Raw genomic sequence first — 18,253 nt, forward strand, 5'->3', positions numbered from 1 at the left:
ATGATACCAGGAAAAGAATCTCCCAGCAAATCTGGTCCCGGTACTACCGAAAAAATAGGATCTTTTGCTTTTTTCGACTTCGAGCATTTTCTTAGAAGAGTCCTCAGAAATTGGTATTGGTTTGCATTGATGGCCGTTTTGGGATATGCAATTTCATGGGTGTACAGCAAGTATTATGCGCAGCGAATTTACGCTTCAAACCTTTCATTAAGTATTTCCAATAACACCGCGAGCTATTTCACTCCGAACCAATCCATTAATTTCATTTGGGGACAAAATGGCAATCAGGATGGAATTTATCTTAAAAAAATGTTGCTTTCCCGTTCGCACAACGAATACCTGGTGAAGCAACTCGATTTGTATATCAATTACGCTACGAAAGGCCTAATCAAACAGACTTATCTGGATAAATACGATTCTCCGGTTTTTTTAGAAATTGATAAAAACCATCTTCAGCAGGTCAATTATCCGATTACTTTAATCCCGAAAGGTGGAAACCGGTACGAAGTCGTTTTGCCGGAGGAAAATCAGCAATCGACCAGTTTGTATTCCTTTGCTACGGAAGGATTTTCTAATATTTCGCCCTATTCGCGACCAGCAAATAAAGTAATTTCGGTAGGAGAATGGTATAATTCGCCCAACTTGAAATTTAAACTGTTGAAAAATCCACAACCGACGCCGATTGTTTTAGAGAACATTATTCTTACACTTTCTACGGTTAATCAAACGGTGAATAACTTGGTTTCTACCATTGCAGTGGATTTCGATAAAGAAATTAATACCATTATGATCATCACCAAAAGTGGTTATAATCTGAACGGAACTGTAAATTTTCTGAATACTTCGGTGGGTGAACTACAGAAAAAGAGACTTGTTGATAGAAATACCGTCGATAAAAACACAGAATTTTACCTAGCTGATAATCTCGAAAAAATCAGAAAAAAATTAGATTCGAGTGCTGCTGTTCTCAATAATTTGAAAATTTCCGAAGGTCTATACGATATTAAAGATCGGGATGAAAAAGCGCTGCAAAGAATCAAAGAATTAGATGCTAAAAAAGCAGAATTGATGACCAGAATCAACTCCCTGAATTCAATCCGAAACTCTTTGTCATCGCAAAATATCGAGCGAATGATCAGCATGAACGCTGCAGGAATCGAGGACGGAGTTTTCAGCGCGACGATGTCGGAGCTGAAAGCACTTTATCTCAAAAGAAGAGAAATGGCGCTCATCTATACTCCAAATTCGGAACCGATGCGGGAAATCAATCGTTTGATCAACGAAGCTCGAGGAAACTCCAATGGTTCTATCAATAATTATTACAAAAATTACCTAAACGAGCTTTCCAAAATTGATCGTATGATTGCTGAGGAAACCGGTGATTTGGTAAGTTTTCCTGAAAAAGAAAGAAAATATCTCGATGCCGAACGCGGGTATAATATGATTGAGGCGACCTACAACAGCTTGCTTAGTAAGCAGAACGAAACCCAAATTCGTGTTGCAACCAATAAATCGGATATTACGGTAATCGATCCGGCGAAAAATCTTGGTCAAGGGCCAATCGCTCCTGATGTTCAAAAAACGCAATATTCGATCATCGGTGGATTGTTGCTTTTGCCGCTACTGATTTTGGGTATTTCAGAAGCGCTAGACAGCAGAATTCGAAATGTTAAAGAATTACTTCAAGCAACCAAAATTCCTTTGCTCGGCGTTATTGGGAAAAATTCACATGAAAATAATTTAACGGTTCTCGAGCAGCCAAGATCTTCGATCTCTGAAGCATTCCGGGGAATTCGAGCTAATTTGCGATTTTTGCATAAGGAAGACAACAAATCAAAAGTTATCCTCCTTACTTCTTCCGTTGGTGGTGAAGGAAAAACTTATATTTCCATTAATATTGCTTCTGTTTTAGGTTTGAGCGGGAAAAAAACCATCTTGTTGGGAATGGATCTCAGAAAGCCAAAAATTTTCGGAGATTTTAAAATTGATAATAAATTCGGGATTTCTAATTATCTCACCGGTGAAGTGGAGATGGATCAGATCATCAATCAAACTAAAATACCGAATCTTCATGTTGCGACTTCCGGCCCCATTCCACCCAATCCGTCAGAACTTTTGATGAGCGAGCGAAATATTAATTTCATTGAGGAGCTGAAAAAGCATTACGACTTTATTGTCATCGATTCGCCACCTGTAGGTTTGGTTGCTGATCCTTTCGAACTGATGAAGCATGCGGACGCCAGCATTTATGTGGTAAGACACGAATATACCGAAAAATACATGTTGAAAATGATCACCGAGAAATACCATAACCACGAAGTGAAGAATCTTGGATTAATTTATAATGATTTCCAGTTCAACCAAGGTTATGGCTACGGTTATGGCTACGGCTACGGTTATGGTTACGGTTATTTTGAGGAGGATAAAAATTATCAGGAACCAACCTTAATTAAAATCAGAAATGCAGTACGAAAGATTTTCGGAAGAGCATAACTTGGTAACCCTCCAGAGTGAGGGTTTTTATTTAAAAAAATCATAAAATCATTTATTTATCGTTTTTAGAATTAAAAATTATGCTTTTTTGAGGGTATTTAACTAAAAATTAAGAATTTCCTTAAAGCAAAAATGTTTTATATTTGCAAAATTATTTATGAAAATTGATGCTCAGTCATTCATGCAGAAAAAGATTATCTATTGCCTTTTCGCTTTAATTTTCATGTCGGTTTCTTACAAGGGACAGCGGCATGAAAGAGGGGTGCAATTGGGGATGAGTAATTTGGTGGGAGATATTGGTAGAACCAATTATATCCTGCAGAAACCTCTCGGTAACACCGGTGATTATCGAATTCCGTTTTACGGCGGAATATTATACCGGATGAATTTTAATCCTTACCAAACCGTAAGGTTGAATCTCGGCTATAGCCATATTCAGTTTGTGGATGCAGTGGCAAAAGAGCAGTACCGAAGAGATAGAAAATTGTGGGGAACCAATTCGATTTTTCATGCAGATTTGATCTTTGAATACAATTTTTTCCCGGTAAATGATGAGCAAAAAAGCCTTCTGAGTCCTTATGTTTTCGGTGGAGTAGGCGCGATGTTGATGAATTCTACCAAACTGGTTGTTAACCATGATTTCTATCGAGATACAGGTGGAAATGTGATTGAACCGATAACCGATTTTCGTACCGTTCATACTTACGAAAATGGTAAGAAAATGACCATGGCAATTCCGTTTGGGGTGGGTTTAAAGTATAAATTCAATTACAATTGGGCGCTTTTCGGAGAAATCATGTTTAGACCAACTTTCTCCGATTCAGTGGATTATAGCGTGATTGATGATAAAGATGTAAAAGTAACTTATAATAAAGATATAACCGTACCCGGAGGAACCAAATCGATTTTGCAAGAAAGCCCTTATTTGCAGGAAGCAGAACAGAGAGTTGCGGAATTCCTAAAAAAGCGGCAAATCGGAAATATCAATTCGAAAGATTGGGTAAACTCAGTTACACTGGGACTTTCTTATTCATTCGGAAGACCACCTTGTTATTGTGAACAGTAAAATGCAGTCGTTTAAAGATAAAATAAATCAGGAAAAACTCCCGAAACATGTAGCAATAATCATGGATGGGAACGGAAGGTGGGCAAAATCTCGAGGAGAAAAGCGCACTTTCGGCCACAAACACGCCATTAAAGCGGTGCGTGATGTGGTGCATGCTTGTAATGAGATTAATATTCCCTACCTTACCCTCTACACCTTTTCTTCAGAAAATTGGAACAGACCGGAGGAGGAAGTCGGCACATTGATGAGCCTGATTTCCGAAACATTATTGTTGGAAGCGGAAGAGATATTCACCAAAGGATTAAGAATGCATGTAATCGGCGATATCAATAAATTACCACCTTTGGTACAGGAACAAATGATGCATTTGGTTGATATCACCAAAAACAATACAAGAGGAAACCTTATTTTGGCATTAAGCTACGGCTCGCAACAAGAAATTCTGAATGCTGTAAAACAAATCAGCACTAAAGTAAAAAACGGCGAGTTGAAAGAAGAGGAAATTACCGAGCAGGTTTTTGAAAATCATTTATATACAAAGGATTTTCCGCCAGTAGATTTATTGGTGCGAACCAGCGGAGAAGTGCGGATAAGTAACTTCTTGCTATGGCAAATTGCCTACGCAGAGTTGCAGTTTTTGGATACATTGTGGCCTGATTTCGGAAAAGAAGATTTCTTCGAATGCATCTACAATTATCAAAACAAAGAAAGAAGATTCGGTAAAACAAGCGAGCAGCTTGACGAACATTTATAAAAAGAAAAGTTAGCAAGATAAAAAAATGAAGTTTAAACTATTACCCATCATCATGTTTGTGGCTTCGGCACATTTCTATGGTCAAATCACTCCCGAGCAGCAGACACAGGATAATAATCCGGTATACGCTCAAAACGAAGCAGGAACCTACATCTTAAAAGATATTGTAGTAGATGGCGTAAAAAAATATACCCCAGCGCAAATCCTTCGGTTTACAGGCCTTAATAAAAATGAAAGCGTAGAAATACCTGGGCAGAAAATAAGCAATGCCATCAAAAAACTTTGGGAAACTCAATCTTTCTCTGAAGTGGAGGTTTATGTTCAGAGTATTGAAGGGGAGCAGGTTGTGTTGAGATTTAACTTGCAAGATCTTAAAGATTTAGGTGAAGTAAAATTCACCGGAAAAGGAATTGGTAAATCTAAAAGTGAAAAACTCGCTAAAGATAATGGCCTGAAACCGGGAACCAAAATTACCCAAAACTTGGTTTCTACTTTGAAAACCAATATCCCGAAAGAATACATCAAAAAAGGTTTCGCAGATGCCAAAGTGACTATTCAGGATAAAGTAAATGCAAAAGATCCGGAATTGGTGGACTGGACCATCAACGTTGAAAAAGGTAAAAAGGTGAAAATCAGCCATATCGAGTTTGAAGGAAACCAAAATGTTTCCGACAATAAACTGCGCAAAAAGGGTTTCAAAGACACGAAGCAGAAAAGATTCGGTATTCAGGGTATTTTGAAGCCATCCAAATTTATCCAAGAAAAATACGAGGAAGACAAAGGCAACCTTATCAATTATTACCGTTCTTTAGGTTTTAGAGATGCGAAAATCGTATCCGATTCTGTCTGGAGAAATTCTAAAAACCAATATGAAATCAATGTAAAACTTAACGAAGGTAAAAAATATTATATCGGCGACATTAATTTCCTTGGGAATACAGCATTTTCAACCGATTATCTTCAGAAGGTTTTAGGATATAAAACCGGAGATATTTACGATGCGGTTGGATTCAACAAAAAAGTGGGCGAAGATGGAGGAAAAGAAGACGATTCCGACATCAAGTCGATTTATATGAACAATGGTTACTTGTTCTCCAACGTTACTCCGATTGAAAAATCAGTAGTGGGCGATTCCATCAATTTGGAAATCCGAATCAACGAAGGTGAAAAAGCAACTTGGAACCGAGTAACTTGGAGCGGAAATACCACCACTCATGACCACGTGATTTTGCGTTCTTTAAGAACAAAACCGGGAAGTCTATTCGCAAAAAGCGACATCAAGAGAACATATTTTGATTTAGCAGGAATGCAGTTTTTCGATCCTCAGCAAATCGGACAAAATATTTCCCCGAATCCCCAAGATAACACGGTAGATATTCATTGGACTTTGGTAGAGAAAGGTTCCTCACAAGTGCAACTACAAGCTGGTTACGGTGGAGGTTCTTTCATCGGAACTCTGGGACTTACTTTCAATAATTTCTCTTTGAAAAATTTCTTGAAATTTAAAGATTTCAAACCAGTTCCTCAAGGGGACGGACAAACATTATCTATACAGGCACAAGCCGGACAGTATTTCCAGAATTATGGGATATCATTCACCGAGCCATGGTTGTTCGGAACAAGACCAACCGCTCTTTCAGTTGGCGTAAACCAATCATTGGTAAGATATACCGATCAATATGGTGAAGCTCAAAAACTAAATATTTTCTCAGCAAGTGTTGGTTTAAATAGATTATTAAGATGGCCGGATGATTATTTCTCGCTTTATACCGGAATTCAGTATCAAAGCTATGATTTCAGTAATTATCCGTTCCAATTTGGAAATACGACAGAATATAATGGCTCTGCGAAAAACTTTAGTTTCAACGTGGGATTAAGCAGAAATTCTGCTGGTTTGGATCCGATTTTCCCAACCCAAGGTTCCAATTTGGAAGCTTCTGTGAAGTTTACGCCGCCTTACTCGCTTTTCAGCGATAAGGATTATACCAACATGAGTGCTATTGAAAAATACAAATGGTTGGAGTTTTATAAAGTTAAATTAAAAGCGGACGTCTATAATACGGTTGTAGGAAAATTGGTTCTTAGAAGTACTGCCGAAATGGGTTTCCTAAATGGATACAACAAAGAATTAGGAGCACCACCTTTTGAGAGGTTCTACGTTGGTGGAACCGGACTTTTGGGCGGAAGATACGACGGCCGTGAATTGGTACCACTTAGAGGTTACGAAAACTCCTCGTCAACCGGTGGCGAAATTGATGATGTTACGCCTTATGGTGGAGCTACAATTTATAACCGATTTGCTATGGAACTTAGATATCCAATCTCGATGAACCAAACTGCGAAAATTTATGCACTTTCTTTCTTGGAAGGAGGGAATGCTTGGAATTCTTTCGGAACTTATAATCCATTCCAGTTGAAACGTTCTGCCGGTGTCGGAATCAGAGTGTACATGGGAGCTTTCGGATTAATTGGTTTTGATTTTGCTTATGGATTCGATAAAACAATTTTAGGAACCGAACCAGCCGGTTGGAAAACACACTTCCTAATGAATCAATCTTTATAAAAAGTATAAAAATGAAACAGATTAAATTATTCCTTGCACTTTTCATCTTGCTCTCGGGCTTTATCAATGCTCAGAAAATTGGAGTCGTGGATACAAACTATATCCTCAGCAAACTTCCCCAATATAAAGATGCGGAAAGCCGCCTAAATGAGCAAATCAATGGTTGGCAAACGGAAATCCAGACTTTGCAAACAGAACTTGATAAGAAAAAAGCACTTCTGGAAAACGAACGTGTACTTTTAATCGGTGATCAATTGAAGCAAAGACAAAAAGAAGTGGATGATCTCGACAAGAAGATCAAAGGTATGGTGAATAACCGCTTTGGTTCGATGGGAGAACTCAACAATGCAAGAGCAAATCTTACCAAGCCTTTTCAGGATCAAATTTGGAATGCTATTAAGACCGTTTTAGAGAAAAATAGTTTAGGCATCATTCTTGATAAAAGTAATAATATCAGTGTTATTTTTCTTGAAAAAAGATATGACTATACAGATAAAGTATTAGATTTGTTGTTGAAAAATTCAGGCAAAAAAACAACTGAACAACCAACCAAATCAGGCAGTAACGTAAGAGATCAAAGACCAAGCAAAGGAGTGCAAAAATTAGATGCTCCAGCTGAAACATGACGTAAAACAAATTAAAAATTTAAAACAACAATAAATTATTCTATCCCAATTATGAAAAAATTAAGCGTATTATTTGCAGCAGTAATGATGTTCGTAACCGTAGGAACGGTAAGTGCACAAAAAGTTGCATCTATGGATTATGAAGCAGTTTTATCTGCAATGCCAGAAACTAAAAAAATGACCACAGATCTAGATACTTTCAGCAAAACTAAAGGTGACGAACTGAACAAACAAGCGGAAGCTTTCCAAAAAGAAGTTCAACAATACCAAGCTGAAGGAGCAAAATTAACCGAAGCTCAGAGAAATGCGAAAGAAGCTGAATTGCAGAAAAAACAACAAAACTTGCAACAACTTCAGCAAACTGCTCAAAAAGATCTTGCTACAAGAAGAGACACTGCGGTAAAACCAATCATTGAAAAATTGAACAACGCAGTAGAAAAAGTAGCTAAAGCAAACGGTTTCGATTTTATCATAGATTCTACCGCCTTAATCTACAAAGCAGGTCCGGATGCAACTCCATTAGTTAAAAAAGAATTAGGACTTTAAAATCCTTTTCATATAACCAAAACCATCCTCTAATTCGGGATGGTTTTTTTAATTTTGTAAAATGCAAAAAGAACTTTCATCCATAGAAAAAGTACGCTTCAGCGACTGTGATCCAATCGGGCATCTCAACAATGTCAAATACCTGGAGTATATGTTGAATGCAAGGGAAGATCACGTAGAAAACGGTTACGGTTTTACCTACGAAGAATATACCAAAAGAACCGGTTGTACTTGGGTAACCGTACAAAACGAAATCGCTTACCTGAAAGAAGTACGATACAACGCAAAAGTGATGATCACCAGCAAAACAATTGATTTGGGAGACCGCCTTTCGAAAGTGGAAATCCTAATGAAAAGCGAAGATGGAAAAACTATTCATAGCGTCCTTTGGCTTACGGTGATTTATTTCAATATGAAAACCCGTTCATCAGAATCGCATCCGGAAGATACCAAAGAACTCTTCCAGAATTTTTTGGTAAATTTAGAGGAAAAAGATTTCCAAACCAGAGCCGCAAACCTTAGAAAACAAAACAAAGAAGCATCAAAATGATAAAAAAAATACTCGTCATCGGTGGAAATGGACAGTTAGGAAATTGTTTCAGAAAGTTGGCGCCAGATTTTGAAAAAGAATTTGAATTTAATTTTACAGATTCCTCAACGATTGATATTACTAATGAAGATCAGGTTTCTGAATTCATTAATGATTATAAACCCGATTTTTGCATCAATGCTTCGGCTTACACCGCAGTTGATTTGGCAGAATCTGAACCCGAAAAAGCTTATGCTGTCAATGCCGAAGGTGTTGCCAATTTAGCGCAAGCTTGTAAGGAAAATAATGCTGTTCTAATCCATATTTCCACCGATTATGTTTTCGATGGGGAAAGTAATATTTCATATTCTGAAGATAATTTTACCAATCCACAAGGCGTTTACGGAGCTTCGAAATTGAAAGGGGAAGAACTCGCACTCGATATTCATCCAAAAACGATTGTGATTCGAACTTCTTGGTTGTATTCGGAGTTTAATAAAAACTTCGTGAAAACCATGCTCAATTTGTTCTCAACCAAAGACGAATTGGGAATCGTAGCAGATCAGTTCGGGCAACCAACCAACGCGAATGATTTGGCGGAAGCAGTGATGAAAATTATCAAAACCGAACAAAAAATCTACGGAGTTTATCATTTTTCCAATTATCCGGAAACAACTTGGTTTGGTTTTGCCGAGAAAATTGCTGAGTTTTCCGGTTCTTCAATTAAATTGAATGCGATTGCAACGGAACAATTTCCAACACCTGCAAAAAGACCTAAAAGAAGTACAATGGCTTTAGATAAAATCGAAAAAAACTTCGGAATCGACCCAAAACATTGGGAAAATTCATTGCAAGAATGTATCGAAATCCTCCAAAAATCATGAAAAAATCTGTAGCAATATTGATGATGATTTTCAGCCAAATTCTTTTGGGTCAAAACGTCATTCTCAACAAAGTGGTGAAAACCCATTCCAATTCTGACAAGGTTTTTTATAAAATTAATCCCGAATTAGGTAATTCTGAATATCTCGCAGAGCTTGAAGTTCAAGGTTTCTCGGATGATGATCCTAAAGTTTTCGGAATGATTTATAAAAAAGCAAAGGAAGTTGGAGCCAATGCATTTTCATATCAACCTTTCGAAACCATAGAAGAAGCTGGAGCCCAAAAATTCGATCCAGCGCACTATAAACTGAATTTGTACTACGTAAATCCGGAAAATTTCCCAAAGGAAAATAACGTTGTTTATTTCTTTGCTTCGCCTTACAAAACGCAAAACATTGCATTGAATAATGTAAATGTCGTTTTTGAGCCGAGAACTTTTACCAAAAAAACACTCAATATAGGAGAGGTTTTTTCGGTTTCTACCAAGAAACTTTTGGGGGCGTCTATCAAACTTTCCGGGCAAGAAAATCAGCCGGTTCAGCATTATCAGTTTTCTGCTTTTTCGGTGAATTCTTATCCTTACGGAACCGCCGGAATTAACTTGAAATCTGGTGATATCACGAGGTTGGAACGTTCTTATGCCGATTTTTTATCCGTGGTTTACCAAGAGTTTAAATAGCTGCTGTATTTTAATTAAAAATCTCAATTTTAGTATCTTTGCAAAATGATAAAAGTAGATGTTTTAGCAATAGGAGCGCATCCTGATGATGTAGAATTGGGTTGTGGAGGAACTTTGGCTAAGCTGATTTCTGAAGGAAAAAAGGTAGCTATCGTTGATCTTACCCAAGGTGAACTCGGAACTCGTGGAACCAATTTTACCCGTGCGGAAGAAGCAGCCGAAGCTGCAAAAATTTTAGAGATTTCCGCGCGTGAAAACCTGAAAATGAAAGACGGTTTCATCCAAAATTCTGAAGAATACCAGATGAAAATCGTGACGATGATTCGTAAATACCAACCGGAAATTGTTCTTTCCAATGCGATCGATGATCGTCATCCGGATCATGCTAAAGCTTCCAAATTGGTCTCCGATGCTTGTTTTCTTTCTGGTTTGGTGAAAATTGAAACCGTTTTGGAAGGCAAAAATCAACAACCATGGCGACCGAAACATATTTTCAACTATATTCAATGGAAAAACATTACGCCGGATTTTGTGATTGATATTACAGATTTTATGCAGAAAAAGATTGATGCTTGTTTGGCATACAAAACACAGTTTTACGATCCAAATTCCACGGAACCAATGACTCCCATTGCAACGAAGGATTTTTTGGAAAGTCTTACTTACCGCGCGCAGGATTTGGGCAGATTGTCCGGAGTTGACTTTGCGGAAGGATTCACGACAGAAAAATTAATCGCTCTGAAAAATTTCGACGGAATAATTTTGTAATTTCTGGAAAAGCTTTATATTTGCAACCTCAAACGGTGATTGTAGCTCAGTTGGTTAGAGCGCCGGATTGTGGTTCCGGAGGTCGGGGGTTCGAGACCCCTCATTCACCCACTTTAAAACGCATTGATTTTCAATGCGTTTTTTTTATTATCAATGATATTTTTATCGTCATTACAAAAAAAGCATCCCGTAAAGGATGCTTTTTGATTTATTTAAATTTCTTCGTCAGAATCAATCGTGAAGGATTTGCTTTTGAAATCTTTATCGTGTCTTTCAGAGATCACGTCTTCGCCCTTTTGGCTGATGATAAAGTCTGTAGATTCTTTAAACATTTCTTCGAAACTCTTGAAATCCTCTTTGTACAGATAAATTTTATGTTTTTCGAAAGTCGCTTCCCCGTTTTCTCCAAAGTTTTTCTTGCTCTCGGTGATCGTAAGATAGTAATCTCCTGCTTTTGTCTCGCGCACATCAAAGAAATATGTTCTTCTTCCTGCTTTTAACACCTTAGTGAAAATTTCGTTTTCGTGGCGTTCCTTGTAATCACTCATTTGTATATATTTTTTGAAATCTTAGTATAACAAATATAAAAGATTTCTTTTAAATGCAAAATAAAATTTTAATTTTTTGCTATAAAATTGTAATATCAATAACGATTCTGCAATTTATGCAGAGATTTCGTTTTCTATTTCGGTGAGATTCAGTATTTTATCTGCGCGTTTTGCGCTGCTCTCCCGATGGGTAATGATAATCGAGCTGCTTTTCTGGATTTCGTTTTCGATATTTTGAAGGATATTTTCCTCGGTTTCGGTATCTAAAGCTGATAACGAATCATCAAAAATAAGAATCTTCGGCTCTTTTATCAGGGCTCTAGCGATACAAATTCTTTGTTTTTGCCCGCCGGAAAGCATGACTCCTCGTTCTCCAACTAAGGTTTTGTATTGGTCTTTAAATTCAATAATATTTTTATGAACATCCGCTTTTTTTGCAAATTCTTCAACCAGTTTTAGATTAGGTTTGTCAATCGCAAATCCAATGTTGTTTTCGATGGTATCTGAGAAAAGGAAACTTTCTTGCGGTATGTATCCAATGTGTTTTCGGTAATTTTCCAAGTTGTGATCCTTAAGGTTTATCCCGTCAATAAGGATTTCTCCCTCGGTAGGATCGATTAATCGGCAAAGTAAAAGTGCAATCGTGGATTTTCCGCTTCCGGTTTTTCCCATAATTGCGAGAGATTTGCCAGCTTCTATTTTGAAACTTAAATTATCCAACGCTTTTATTCCGGTATTCGGATATACATAAGAAACGTTGCGAAACTCGATTTCACCGTAAATTGGATAATTTTCGTGATTGGTATTGATGATATCGGTTTTCATATCCAAAAACTCATTAATTCTCGCCATTGAAGCTTCCGCACGTTGATTCACCGAGGTTACCCAACCTACCATGGAAAATGGCCAAATTAAAATGTTAATGTAAAGAAAGAAATCCGCGATTTTCCCTACAGAAAGCTCATTGTTCAAATATTTTTGACCACCAATAAAAAGAATCACCACATTGAGCAAACCGATTACAAACACGATAATCGTGAAGAAATAGGCTTCTGTTTTAGCAAGATCCAGAGCTTTGTCCTGATAATCTCTTACTTTAATTCCATAGTTTTTCTCAATATATTTTTCTTTCGCAAAAAATTTCACCACCCGAATTCCCGAAAAACTGTCTTGCACAAAGGTCGAAATGGCAGATTGGCTTTTCTGCATAATTTTCGATTTGTGATTGATAATCGAGCTTACTTTATAGATCACAAAAGAAAGTATCGGGAGAGGAATCAGCGACCAAAGCGTCATCGAAACATCGGTTTTCAGCATGTAAATACTGGTGATAATCAATAGAATTAAAAGATTCACCACGTACATAACGCCGGGTCCCAAATACATTCTTACCGCAACCACATCTTCACTTAACCGGTTCATCAGGTCGCCGATCGTAGTTTTCTTGAAATCGGTGAGCGACAATTCTTGGTAGTGATTATAAATTTTATTTTTCAGTTCATACTCAATTCTTCTGGAAGCTACGATGATGGTTTGGCGCATCATAAACGTGAAAAATCCGGTAAGCAAAGAGGACACAACGATAATTGCTACATAAAACAAAACCTGTTTGTTGAAACCTAAATGGGTCGTTTTCGAAATTTCATCAACTGATTTTCCTACAAACTGAACTTTGTAAATGCTGAAAAAATTACTGGCTATAATGAAAATAAATCCCCAAAACAAGAGTATCTTGTGTTTCCAGAAATAGGGGTTCAAGGTTTTTAGTGCATTCATAATGGGCTTTCTACATTACTTTTTCGGAACAAATAAGTTCGGATACAAAAGTAATAAAATGTAAATGGATTCTTTGTATTTTATTAATCAGAATACAAATTGGCTCGAAAGAGTTTGCAAAAAAATGCTATCTTTGCACTCATATAAAGCTCTTTGAAATGTTAGGAAGAAGACAAATTCGTGAAAAAGTTGTAGAATCGGTATATTCTTATTCTCAAAATCCTATAAAATTTGATGTTGTTGAGAAAAATATGTTTTCCGAAATCGAGAAAATATATCATCTCTATATTTACCAACTCAATTTTTTGGTTGCATTGAAACATTTAGCCGAAAAACAAATTGAAATTGGGAAAAACAAATACATCAAAACAGATGATAACATTAATCCTAATCAAAAATTTATCAATAATCAGGTTCTGAACAAAATAGAAGAAAACAACGAAAGACTTTCTTTTACTTCAAAACATCAGGAATTGAAATGGGAACTCCATGATGATTTATTGGTAAAAACTTTCCAAAGGATGACTGCCGGGAAAAGATATCAGGATTTTATGAAAGAAGAAAGCTATTCTTTCGAAGAAGATCAAAAATTTATCGGAAAATTATTCCTACGTTATATCGCTGAAAATGAAGATTTTCATGAGCATTTGGAAGAAAAAGAGATGAGCTGGGCGGATGATTTTCACATCGCTAATTCGATGATCCAGAAAACCATTGGTTTCTTCAAAGAAGATGAGCCAAGTCATACTTTGATCAAAATGATTAAAGATGAAGCGGACAGCGAATTCGCTCAGAAATTACTCAGACAAACCCTAATCCACTTCGAAGAATCCGAAAAGAAACTGAAAGATAAACTTGAAAATTGGGATATTGAAAGAGTTTCCTTAATGGATAAAATTATCTTGATTATTGCCATCACCGAGCTCGATTATTTCCCCCTTACTCCGGCCCGAGTAGTGATCAATGAATATATCGAAATATCCAAAGTTTTTTCAACTGATCGGTCCAACATCTTCATCAATGGAATTTTAGATAAATACACCAAAGAATTGAACAGAAATTAATAAAATTTATTTATGAAAAAATTAGTAAGAATATTACCTCTGGTAGCTGTTTTAAGCCTTGCTTCCTGCAAAAAAGATCAAAAAGCAGATCAATTAATCACTGAAGATCAAACTGCTGCACCTGCACCAGTGGCACCAACTCAGGAAGAATTAGTGAAAGAAGCGCAGGCAAAACCTTTAACAACTGTTGCGCTTTCGGAATCTGATTTCGATTTCGGAAATATTAAAAAAGGAGAACATGTAGAACATGTGTATGAAGTAACCAATACCGGTACCAATCCTTTGATCATTTCTCAGGTGAAACCTGCTTGTGGCTGCACCATTCCGGATTATACCAAAGATCCAATTTTACCAGGCCAAAAAGGAAAAATCACATTGAAATTCGATTCTACTAATTTTGATGGACTGGTTAATAAGCAGGCTGAAGTATACGCCAATGTAGAAAAAGCACCAATCATGTTGACTTTTTCAGCGAATATCCAACCATAATTTTATAAGTAAATAACGATGATTACAATATTTTTACAGGCAGCTTCTCCGGAAGGATCGATGATGCCAACCATGATCATGATGGGACTAATGTTCGTTGGATTTTATTTTCTAATGATTCGTCCGCAAATGAAAAAAGCTAAACAAGAAAAGAGTTTTCAGGAAACTTTAAAGGTGGGCAGCAGAGTAGTAACCACCTCCGGAATGCACGGTAGAATCGCCCAAATCCAAGAAGATGGAGTGGTGATCGAAACGCTTTCAGGGAAATTGAAGTTTGAGAAAGCTGCAATTTCAAGAGAATTTACACAACAGCGTTTTCCGGACTCAGCACCGGATGACAAAAAATAATTCTTAGAAGTACAATAGAAAAGCAACCTGAAAATGGTTGCTTTTTTTTGTTTAAAATTTTAATTTAGCTAAAAATCAAAATCAAAAGACTCGCCACGAAAATCCTAAAAATAGTTACCAAAGGATAAACCTGCGCATAACTTTGAATAGGAATATCGGAGTCTAAATAATTGGTACTGAATGATAAAGCTGCCGGATCGGTATAGCTTCCACTCATAATTCCTGCGAGTTGCAAGTAATTGATTTTCATAAAAAAATGTCCGATAATCACCATAAAAATTAGCGGGATAAAAGTAATCGCAGAGCCAAAAAGAAGCCAGTTCCATCCGTTATATTGTATAAAATTTTCGTAGAAACCTTCTCCTGCGTGGATTCCTACAGCCGCAAAGAATAAACAAATTCCGAAATCTTTCATGAAATAAATCGCTCCGTTATTGATATAGGAATGAATGAAAGAAATTCCGCCGTATCTCGAAATCAAAAGTGCAACGATGAGTGGTCCTGCAGCAAATCCCAGTTTTATAGGAACCGGTAAACTAGGGATAGCAATTGGAATAGAGCCCAGAATAATGCCCAAAAGTAAACCTCCGAAAAGGGAAAGAAAATCGGGTTCAAGCAGTTTTTTTTCAGAATTCCCGATGATTTTTTCCACTTCTTCGATCGCTTCCAATGTGCCAATTACCCTTAATTTATCTCCATAAAAGAGCTCCAAAGAAGGTCGTGGCAAAATTTCCCGACCTGCTCGGAAAACGCGTGTTACTTTCAGATCATAGGTGTTGTATAGATCGAGCTGAGATAGTTTTTTATGAATGGCTGAAGGTCTGGTGACAAAAATATTTTTCTGCTGAATGTAAGAATCAGATTCAATAAATAAATCGGTTGATGGGCGGCCAATTTTTGCAATAAATTCATCCAGATCGTCTTCTAAGCCAACAATCATCAATACATCTCTGTCTTGAACCTTGGTATCCAAAGTTGGCGATAGTACCGCTTCGCTGCCGCTGTGTTTTAGCCGAGAAACTACAATATCACGACCGAATTCTTTGATTATTTGATGCAAAGTTTTTCCAAAATATTCAGGATTTGTCACCCGCAATTTTTTATGAATTAACGGTAATTCTTGGTTGATTTTTGATTTCCTGAACTTCTTCATTTCTTCATTATTATCAATTTTTAATAATAATTTAGAAAGAATAATTGCACTGATAATCCCGAAAACGCCTAATGGATATGTAATGGCATAGCCAATTGCCGGATCATCGAAATTACGGTCGGGGAAGGTGTTTTTGATTTCTTCAATTGTATTTTTAGCAGCTCCTAAACCCGGAGTGTTCGTTACGGAACCGCTCATAATTCCAACTAAATTTTCGATTTTCAAATCTGTAAATTTGTAAAGAATGATGGTAATGATTCCGGCGAAAATTACCGCAGAAACAGCCAGAAGATTAAATTTCAAACCTTCGTTTCGAAAAGAAGAGAAAAATGAAGGACCAACTTGTAAACCAATTCCATACACGAAAATAATCAAACCGAAATCCCGAATGAAATCTAAAATTCCGGGTTGTATTCTGTAGCCGAAATGTCCCATCAATAAACCGGTAAACATCACGGCTGAAACTCCGAAAGTAATCTTGCCTAGCTTTAATCGTCCAAAGAAAATTCCTGCACCAATTGCCAGCATGATCGCAACAATGGATTGGGTAACATTCGGATTTTCAATGGGAAGGAGGAGCGTTTTTAACCAGTCGAACATAGCAACCTATTTTTATACAAAATTATCACTAAATTTCCCGATAAACAGGACTATTGAAGTGAAGTTTGTCACAATTTAAAATTATTTAATATCATGGGATTCTGCTTTTAAAAGATGAAATCCGATTCCGCAATTTAAGCAGTTTTTTTTCTCGCAAAAAGTCTTGTAATGATAGAGTATCGCTTGGCTTTCCAAGGCGTTTTCAATCTTCATATTAAGATTTTTCCAACCATCAATTACCGTGTTTTTTTCTGAGGGAATTTTTTGGTAAAATTCAAGAATTTCATCAGTTATTCCTTCGTGGAAATGCTTGTGATAGGTGTATTTTAAAGGCAAAACAGCATTAAGCAAAATAATGTTTTTGAAATCTTCTGTCAAAAATTTTTCACCTGAAACGGAAGATGTTTTCCCGAAATTGAAACGTGTATTCCAATATTCACTGGCTTTTACGGGCTGAAAAACATCGTCGATTTCTTTTTTGCTTTTTGCGGAAATCAGTTTCGAGAACAAATTCTGATTGAGATGGTAGAGTGATGCGAGTTGTGAAAGACGAATGGTAGGAAAATTCGGAGGCCGCAATCTAGAAAATTTCGGAAAACTCCGAAGATCGGAAAGTGCATATTTCGATTTCAGAAAATCGAATTCGCGTTTCCAGATTTTGATTTGTTCGTCTTCCGCATTTTCCAACCAGCCGCACATTCCGAAAAAAAAAGCTTCCAATTGGAGCGGGTTTTGTCGAATTTTGTTGATAACCGAAAAGTCGATATTTTCTGCCATTTGGCGGAAAATTGGTGCGTTCACTTTCAAACCGAAAGCGTACGCCAAATTTTGAAAAAGAACGGCTTCGTAATTGTTCTTATTTATTTTCAACGCTTCTTCTATTTCGGTAGATTTTTCATCAAGTTTTTTCAGAAGAGTTTCTTCCGCAAAATAAAAGGGAATTTTTTCGGGTGAAATAAGCGCTTCACACGGAATAAATTGATTTTCTTTTAGCAAAGCTTCATATTTCCACAGCAGTTTTTCGTCGATATAATCCTTCAAAACCAAAGTGTGAATATTTTTTTGATGAAGTTCCTCTACTTCTACATCGTGAATGTAAACTGCATGCAAAATCAGGTTTTCGAATTCGGGATTTCCAGAATGTTGGTGAAAAATATAATCGGAAGATTTTACATGAAGTTCAATATTTCCGGCCAGAACCAGATCTTTGGTTTTAATTCTTCCACACAAAAAATCTGGTCCGGAATTGAAATTCCAAGTTCCGAAATCAAGAATTTCAACCGGATTTCCTTCCACATCTTTGAAATCAAAATTTTTGAAAATCTTGAAATTCCAAAGATATTGAAGGAGTTTTTCGTTCATGATTAAC

17 protein-coding genes and 1 tRNA gene are annotated in these 18,253 nt (G+C 36.8%); 14 read left to right on the top strand and 4 right to left on the bottom strand.

From position 1 onward, the window contains the following. The 11 genes from AP75_RS02225 to AP75_RS02275 all read left to right on the top strand — a co-directional run bounded on the left by AP75_RS02225 (nucleotide 1) and on the right by AP75_RS02275 (nucleotide 11,016). Nucleotides 1-2,493 (top strand): exopolysaccharide transport family protein, encoded by a 2,493-nt coding sequence (locus AP75_RS02225; RefSeq protein ID WP_031501340.1) that lies wholly within the window; start codon nucleotides 1-3, stop codon nucleotides 2,491-2,493. Between the two features lie 157 nt (nucleotides 2,494-2,650). Then, nucleotides 2,651-3,559 carry a type IX secretion system protein PorG gene (gene porG, locus AP75_RS02230; RefSeq protein WP_242589745.1) on the top strand — a complete coding sequence of 303 codons (909 nt, stop codon included), beginning with the start codon at nucleotides 2,651-2,653 and terminating at the stop codon, nucleotides 3,557-3,559. Nucleotide 3,560: 1 nt separating this feature from the next. Then, a complete protein-coding gene (locus AP75_RS02235; RefSeq protein WP_088263504.1) occupies nucleotides 3,561-4,313 on the top strand; it encodes an isoprenyl transferase in 753 nt (250 codons plus the stop codon). Nucleotides 4,314-4,338: 25 nt separating this feature from the next. Continuing rightward, the gene (locus AP75_RS02240; protein ID WP_031501341.1) at nucleotides 4,339-6,876 is read left to right on the top strand and encodes a BamA/OMP85 family outer membrane protein; all 2,538 of its coding nucleotides are present in this window, start codon (nucleotides 4,339-4,341) and stop codon (nucleotides 6,874-6,876) included. An 11-nt stretch (nucleotides 6,877-6,887) separates the two neighbouring features. Beyond that, nucleotides 6,888-7,502, top strand: a complete 615-nt coding sequence (locus AP75_RS02245) for an OmpH family outer membrane protein (RefSeq protein WP_084185975.1) — start codon at nucleotides 6,888-6,890, stop codon at nucleotides 7,500-7,502. A gap of 51 nt (nucleotides 7,503-7,553) precedes the next feature. Continuing rightward, nucleotides 7,554-8,048, top strand: a complete 495-nt coding sequence (locus AP75_RS02250) for an OmpH family outer membrane protein (RefSeq protein ID WP_031501343.1) — start codon at nucleotides 7,554-7,556, stop codon at nucleotides 8,046-8,048. Nucleotides 8,049-8,109: 61 nt separating this feature from the next. Continuing rightward, nucleotides 8,110-8,598, top strand: coding sequence for an acyl-CoA thioesterase (locus tag AP75_RS02255; RefSeq protein WP_031501344.1), 489 nt, complete (start codon nucleotides 8,110-8,112; stop codon nucleotides 8,596-8,598). Continuing rightward, nucleotides 8,598-9,461, top strand: a complete 864-nt coding sequence (gene rfbD / locus AP75_RS02260) for a dTDP-4-dehydrorhamnose reductase (RefSeq protein WP_088263520.1) — start codon at nucleotides 8,598-8,600, stop codon at nucleotides 9,459-9,461. Before AP75_RS02255 ends, rfbD begins: the two co-directional genes overlap by 1 nt. Then, nucleotides 9,458-10,138: a hypothetical protein gene (locus AP75_RS02265; RefSeq protein ID WP_031501369.1), complete on the top strand. Its 681-nt coding sequence runs from the start codon at nucleotides 9,458-9,460 to the stop codon at nucleotides 10,136-10,138. The genes rfbD and AP75_RS02265 overlap by 4 nt, the downstream gene beginning before the upstream one ends. Before the next feature lie 48 nt (nucleotides 10,139-10,186). Next, complete coding sequence (bshB1, locus tag AP75_RS02270; RefSeq protein WP_031501345.1) at nucleotides 10,187-10,906, top strand: bacillithiol biosynthesis deacetylase BshB1; 720 nt, start codon at nucleotides 10,187-10,189, stop codon at nucleotides 10,904-10,906. Between the two features lie 34 nt (nucleotides 10,907-10,940). Further along, nucleotides 10,941-11,016, top strand: a tRNA-His gene (locus AP75_RS02275). Nucleotides 11,017-11,118: 102 nt separating this feature from the next. Here AP75_RS02275 and AP75_RS02280 read toward each other — a convergent pair. Together AP75_RS02280 and AP75_RS02285 are read right to left on the bottom strand one after the other, a co-directional pair. Continuing rightward, on the bottom strand, nucleotides 11,119-11,454 hold the full coding sequence (locus tag AP75_RS02280) for a DUF3276 family protein (RefSeq protein WP_031501346.1): 336 nt from the start codon (nucleotides 11,452-11,454) through the stop codon (nucleotides 11,119-11,121). 114 nt (nucleotides 11,455-11,568) lie between these two features. Beyond that, nucleotides 11,569-13,230, bottom strand: coding sequence for an ABC transporter ATP-binding protein (locus tag AP75_RS02285; RefSeq protein WP_088263505.1), 1,662 nt, complete (start codon nucleotides 13,228-13,230; stop codon nucleotides 11,569-11,571). A gap of 158 nt (nucleotides 13,231-13,388) precedes the next feature. Between AP75_RS02285 and nusB the strand changes: the two genes are divergently transcribed. The 3 genes from nusB to yajC are packed head-to-tail and all read left to right on the top strand — an operon-like array spanning nucleotide 13,389 to nucleotide 15,131. Next, complete coding sequence (gene nusB / locus AP75_RS02290) at nucleotides 13,389-14,294, top strand: transcription antitermination factor NusB (protein WP_031501347.1); 906 nt, start codon at nucleotides 13,389-13,391, stop codon at nucleotides 14,292-14,294. A gap of 12 nt (nucleotides 14,295-14,306) precedes the next feature. Next, complete coding sequence (locus AP75_RS02295; protein ID WP_088263506.1) at nucleotides 14,307-14,783, top strand: DUF1573 domain-containing protein; 477 nt, start codon at nucleotides 14,307-14,309, stop codon at nucleotides 14,781-14,783. 18 nt (nucleotides 14,784-14,801) lie between these two features. Continuing rightward, complete coding sequence (gene yajC, locus AP75_RS02300) at nucleotides 14,802-15,131, top strand: preprotein translocase subunit YajC (protein ID WP_088263507.1); 330 nt, start codon at nucleotides 14,802-14,804, stop codon at nucleotides 15,129-15,131. Nucleotides 15,132-15,195: 64 nt separating this feature from the next. Here the strand turns inward: yajC and AP75_RS02305 are convergent, their stop codons facing one another. Further along, nucleotides 15,196-16,884, bottom strand: a complete 1,689-nt coding sequence (locus tag AP75_RS02305) for a putative transporter (protein ID WP_088263508.1) — start codon at nucleotides 16,882-16,884, stop codon at nucleotides 15,196-15,198. A gap of 81 nt (nucleotides 16,885-16,965) precedes the next feature. Continuing rightward, the gene (locus AP75_RS02310) at nucleotides 16,966-18,246 is read right to left on the bottom strand and encodes a DUF2851 family protein (protein WP_031501349.1); all 1,281 of its coding nucleotides are present in this window, start codon (nucleotides 18,244-18,246) and stop codon (nucleotides 16,966-16,968) included. Between the last annotated feature and the right edge of the window lie 7 nt (nucleotides 18,247-18,253).

Origin of the sequence: Kaistella haifensis DSM 19056 (assembly GCF_000735695.2) — a bacterium.
Classification (GTDB): domain Bacteria; phylum Bacteroidota; class Bacteroidia; order Flavobacteriales; family Weeksellaceae; genus Kaistella; species Kaistella haifensis.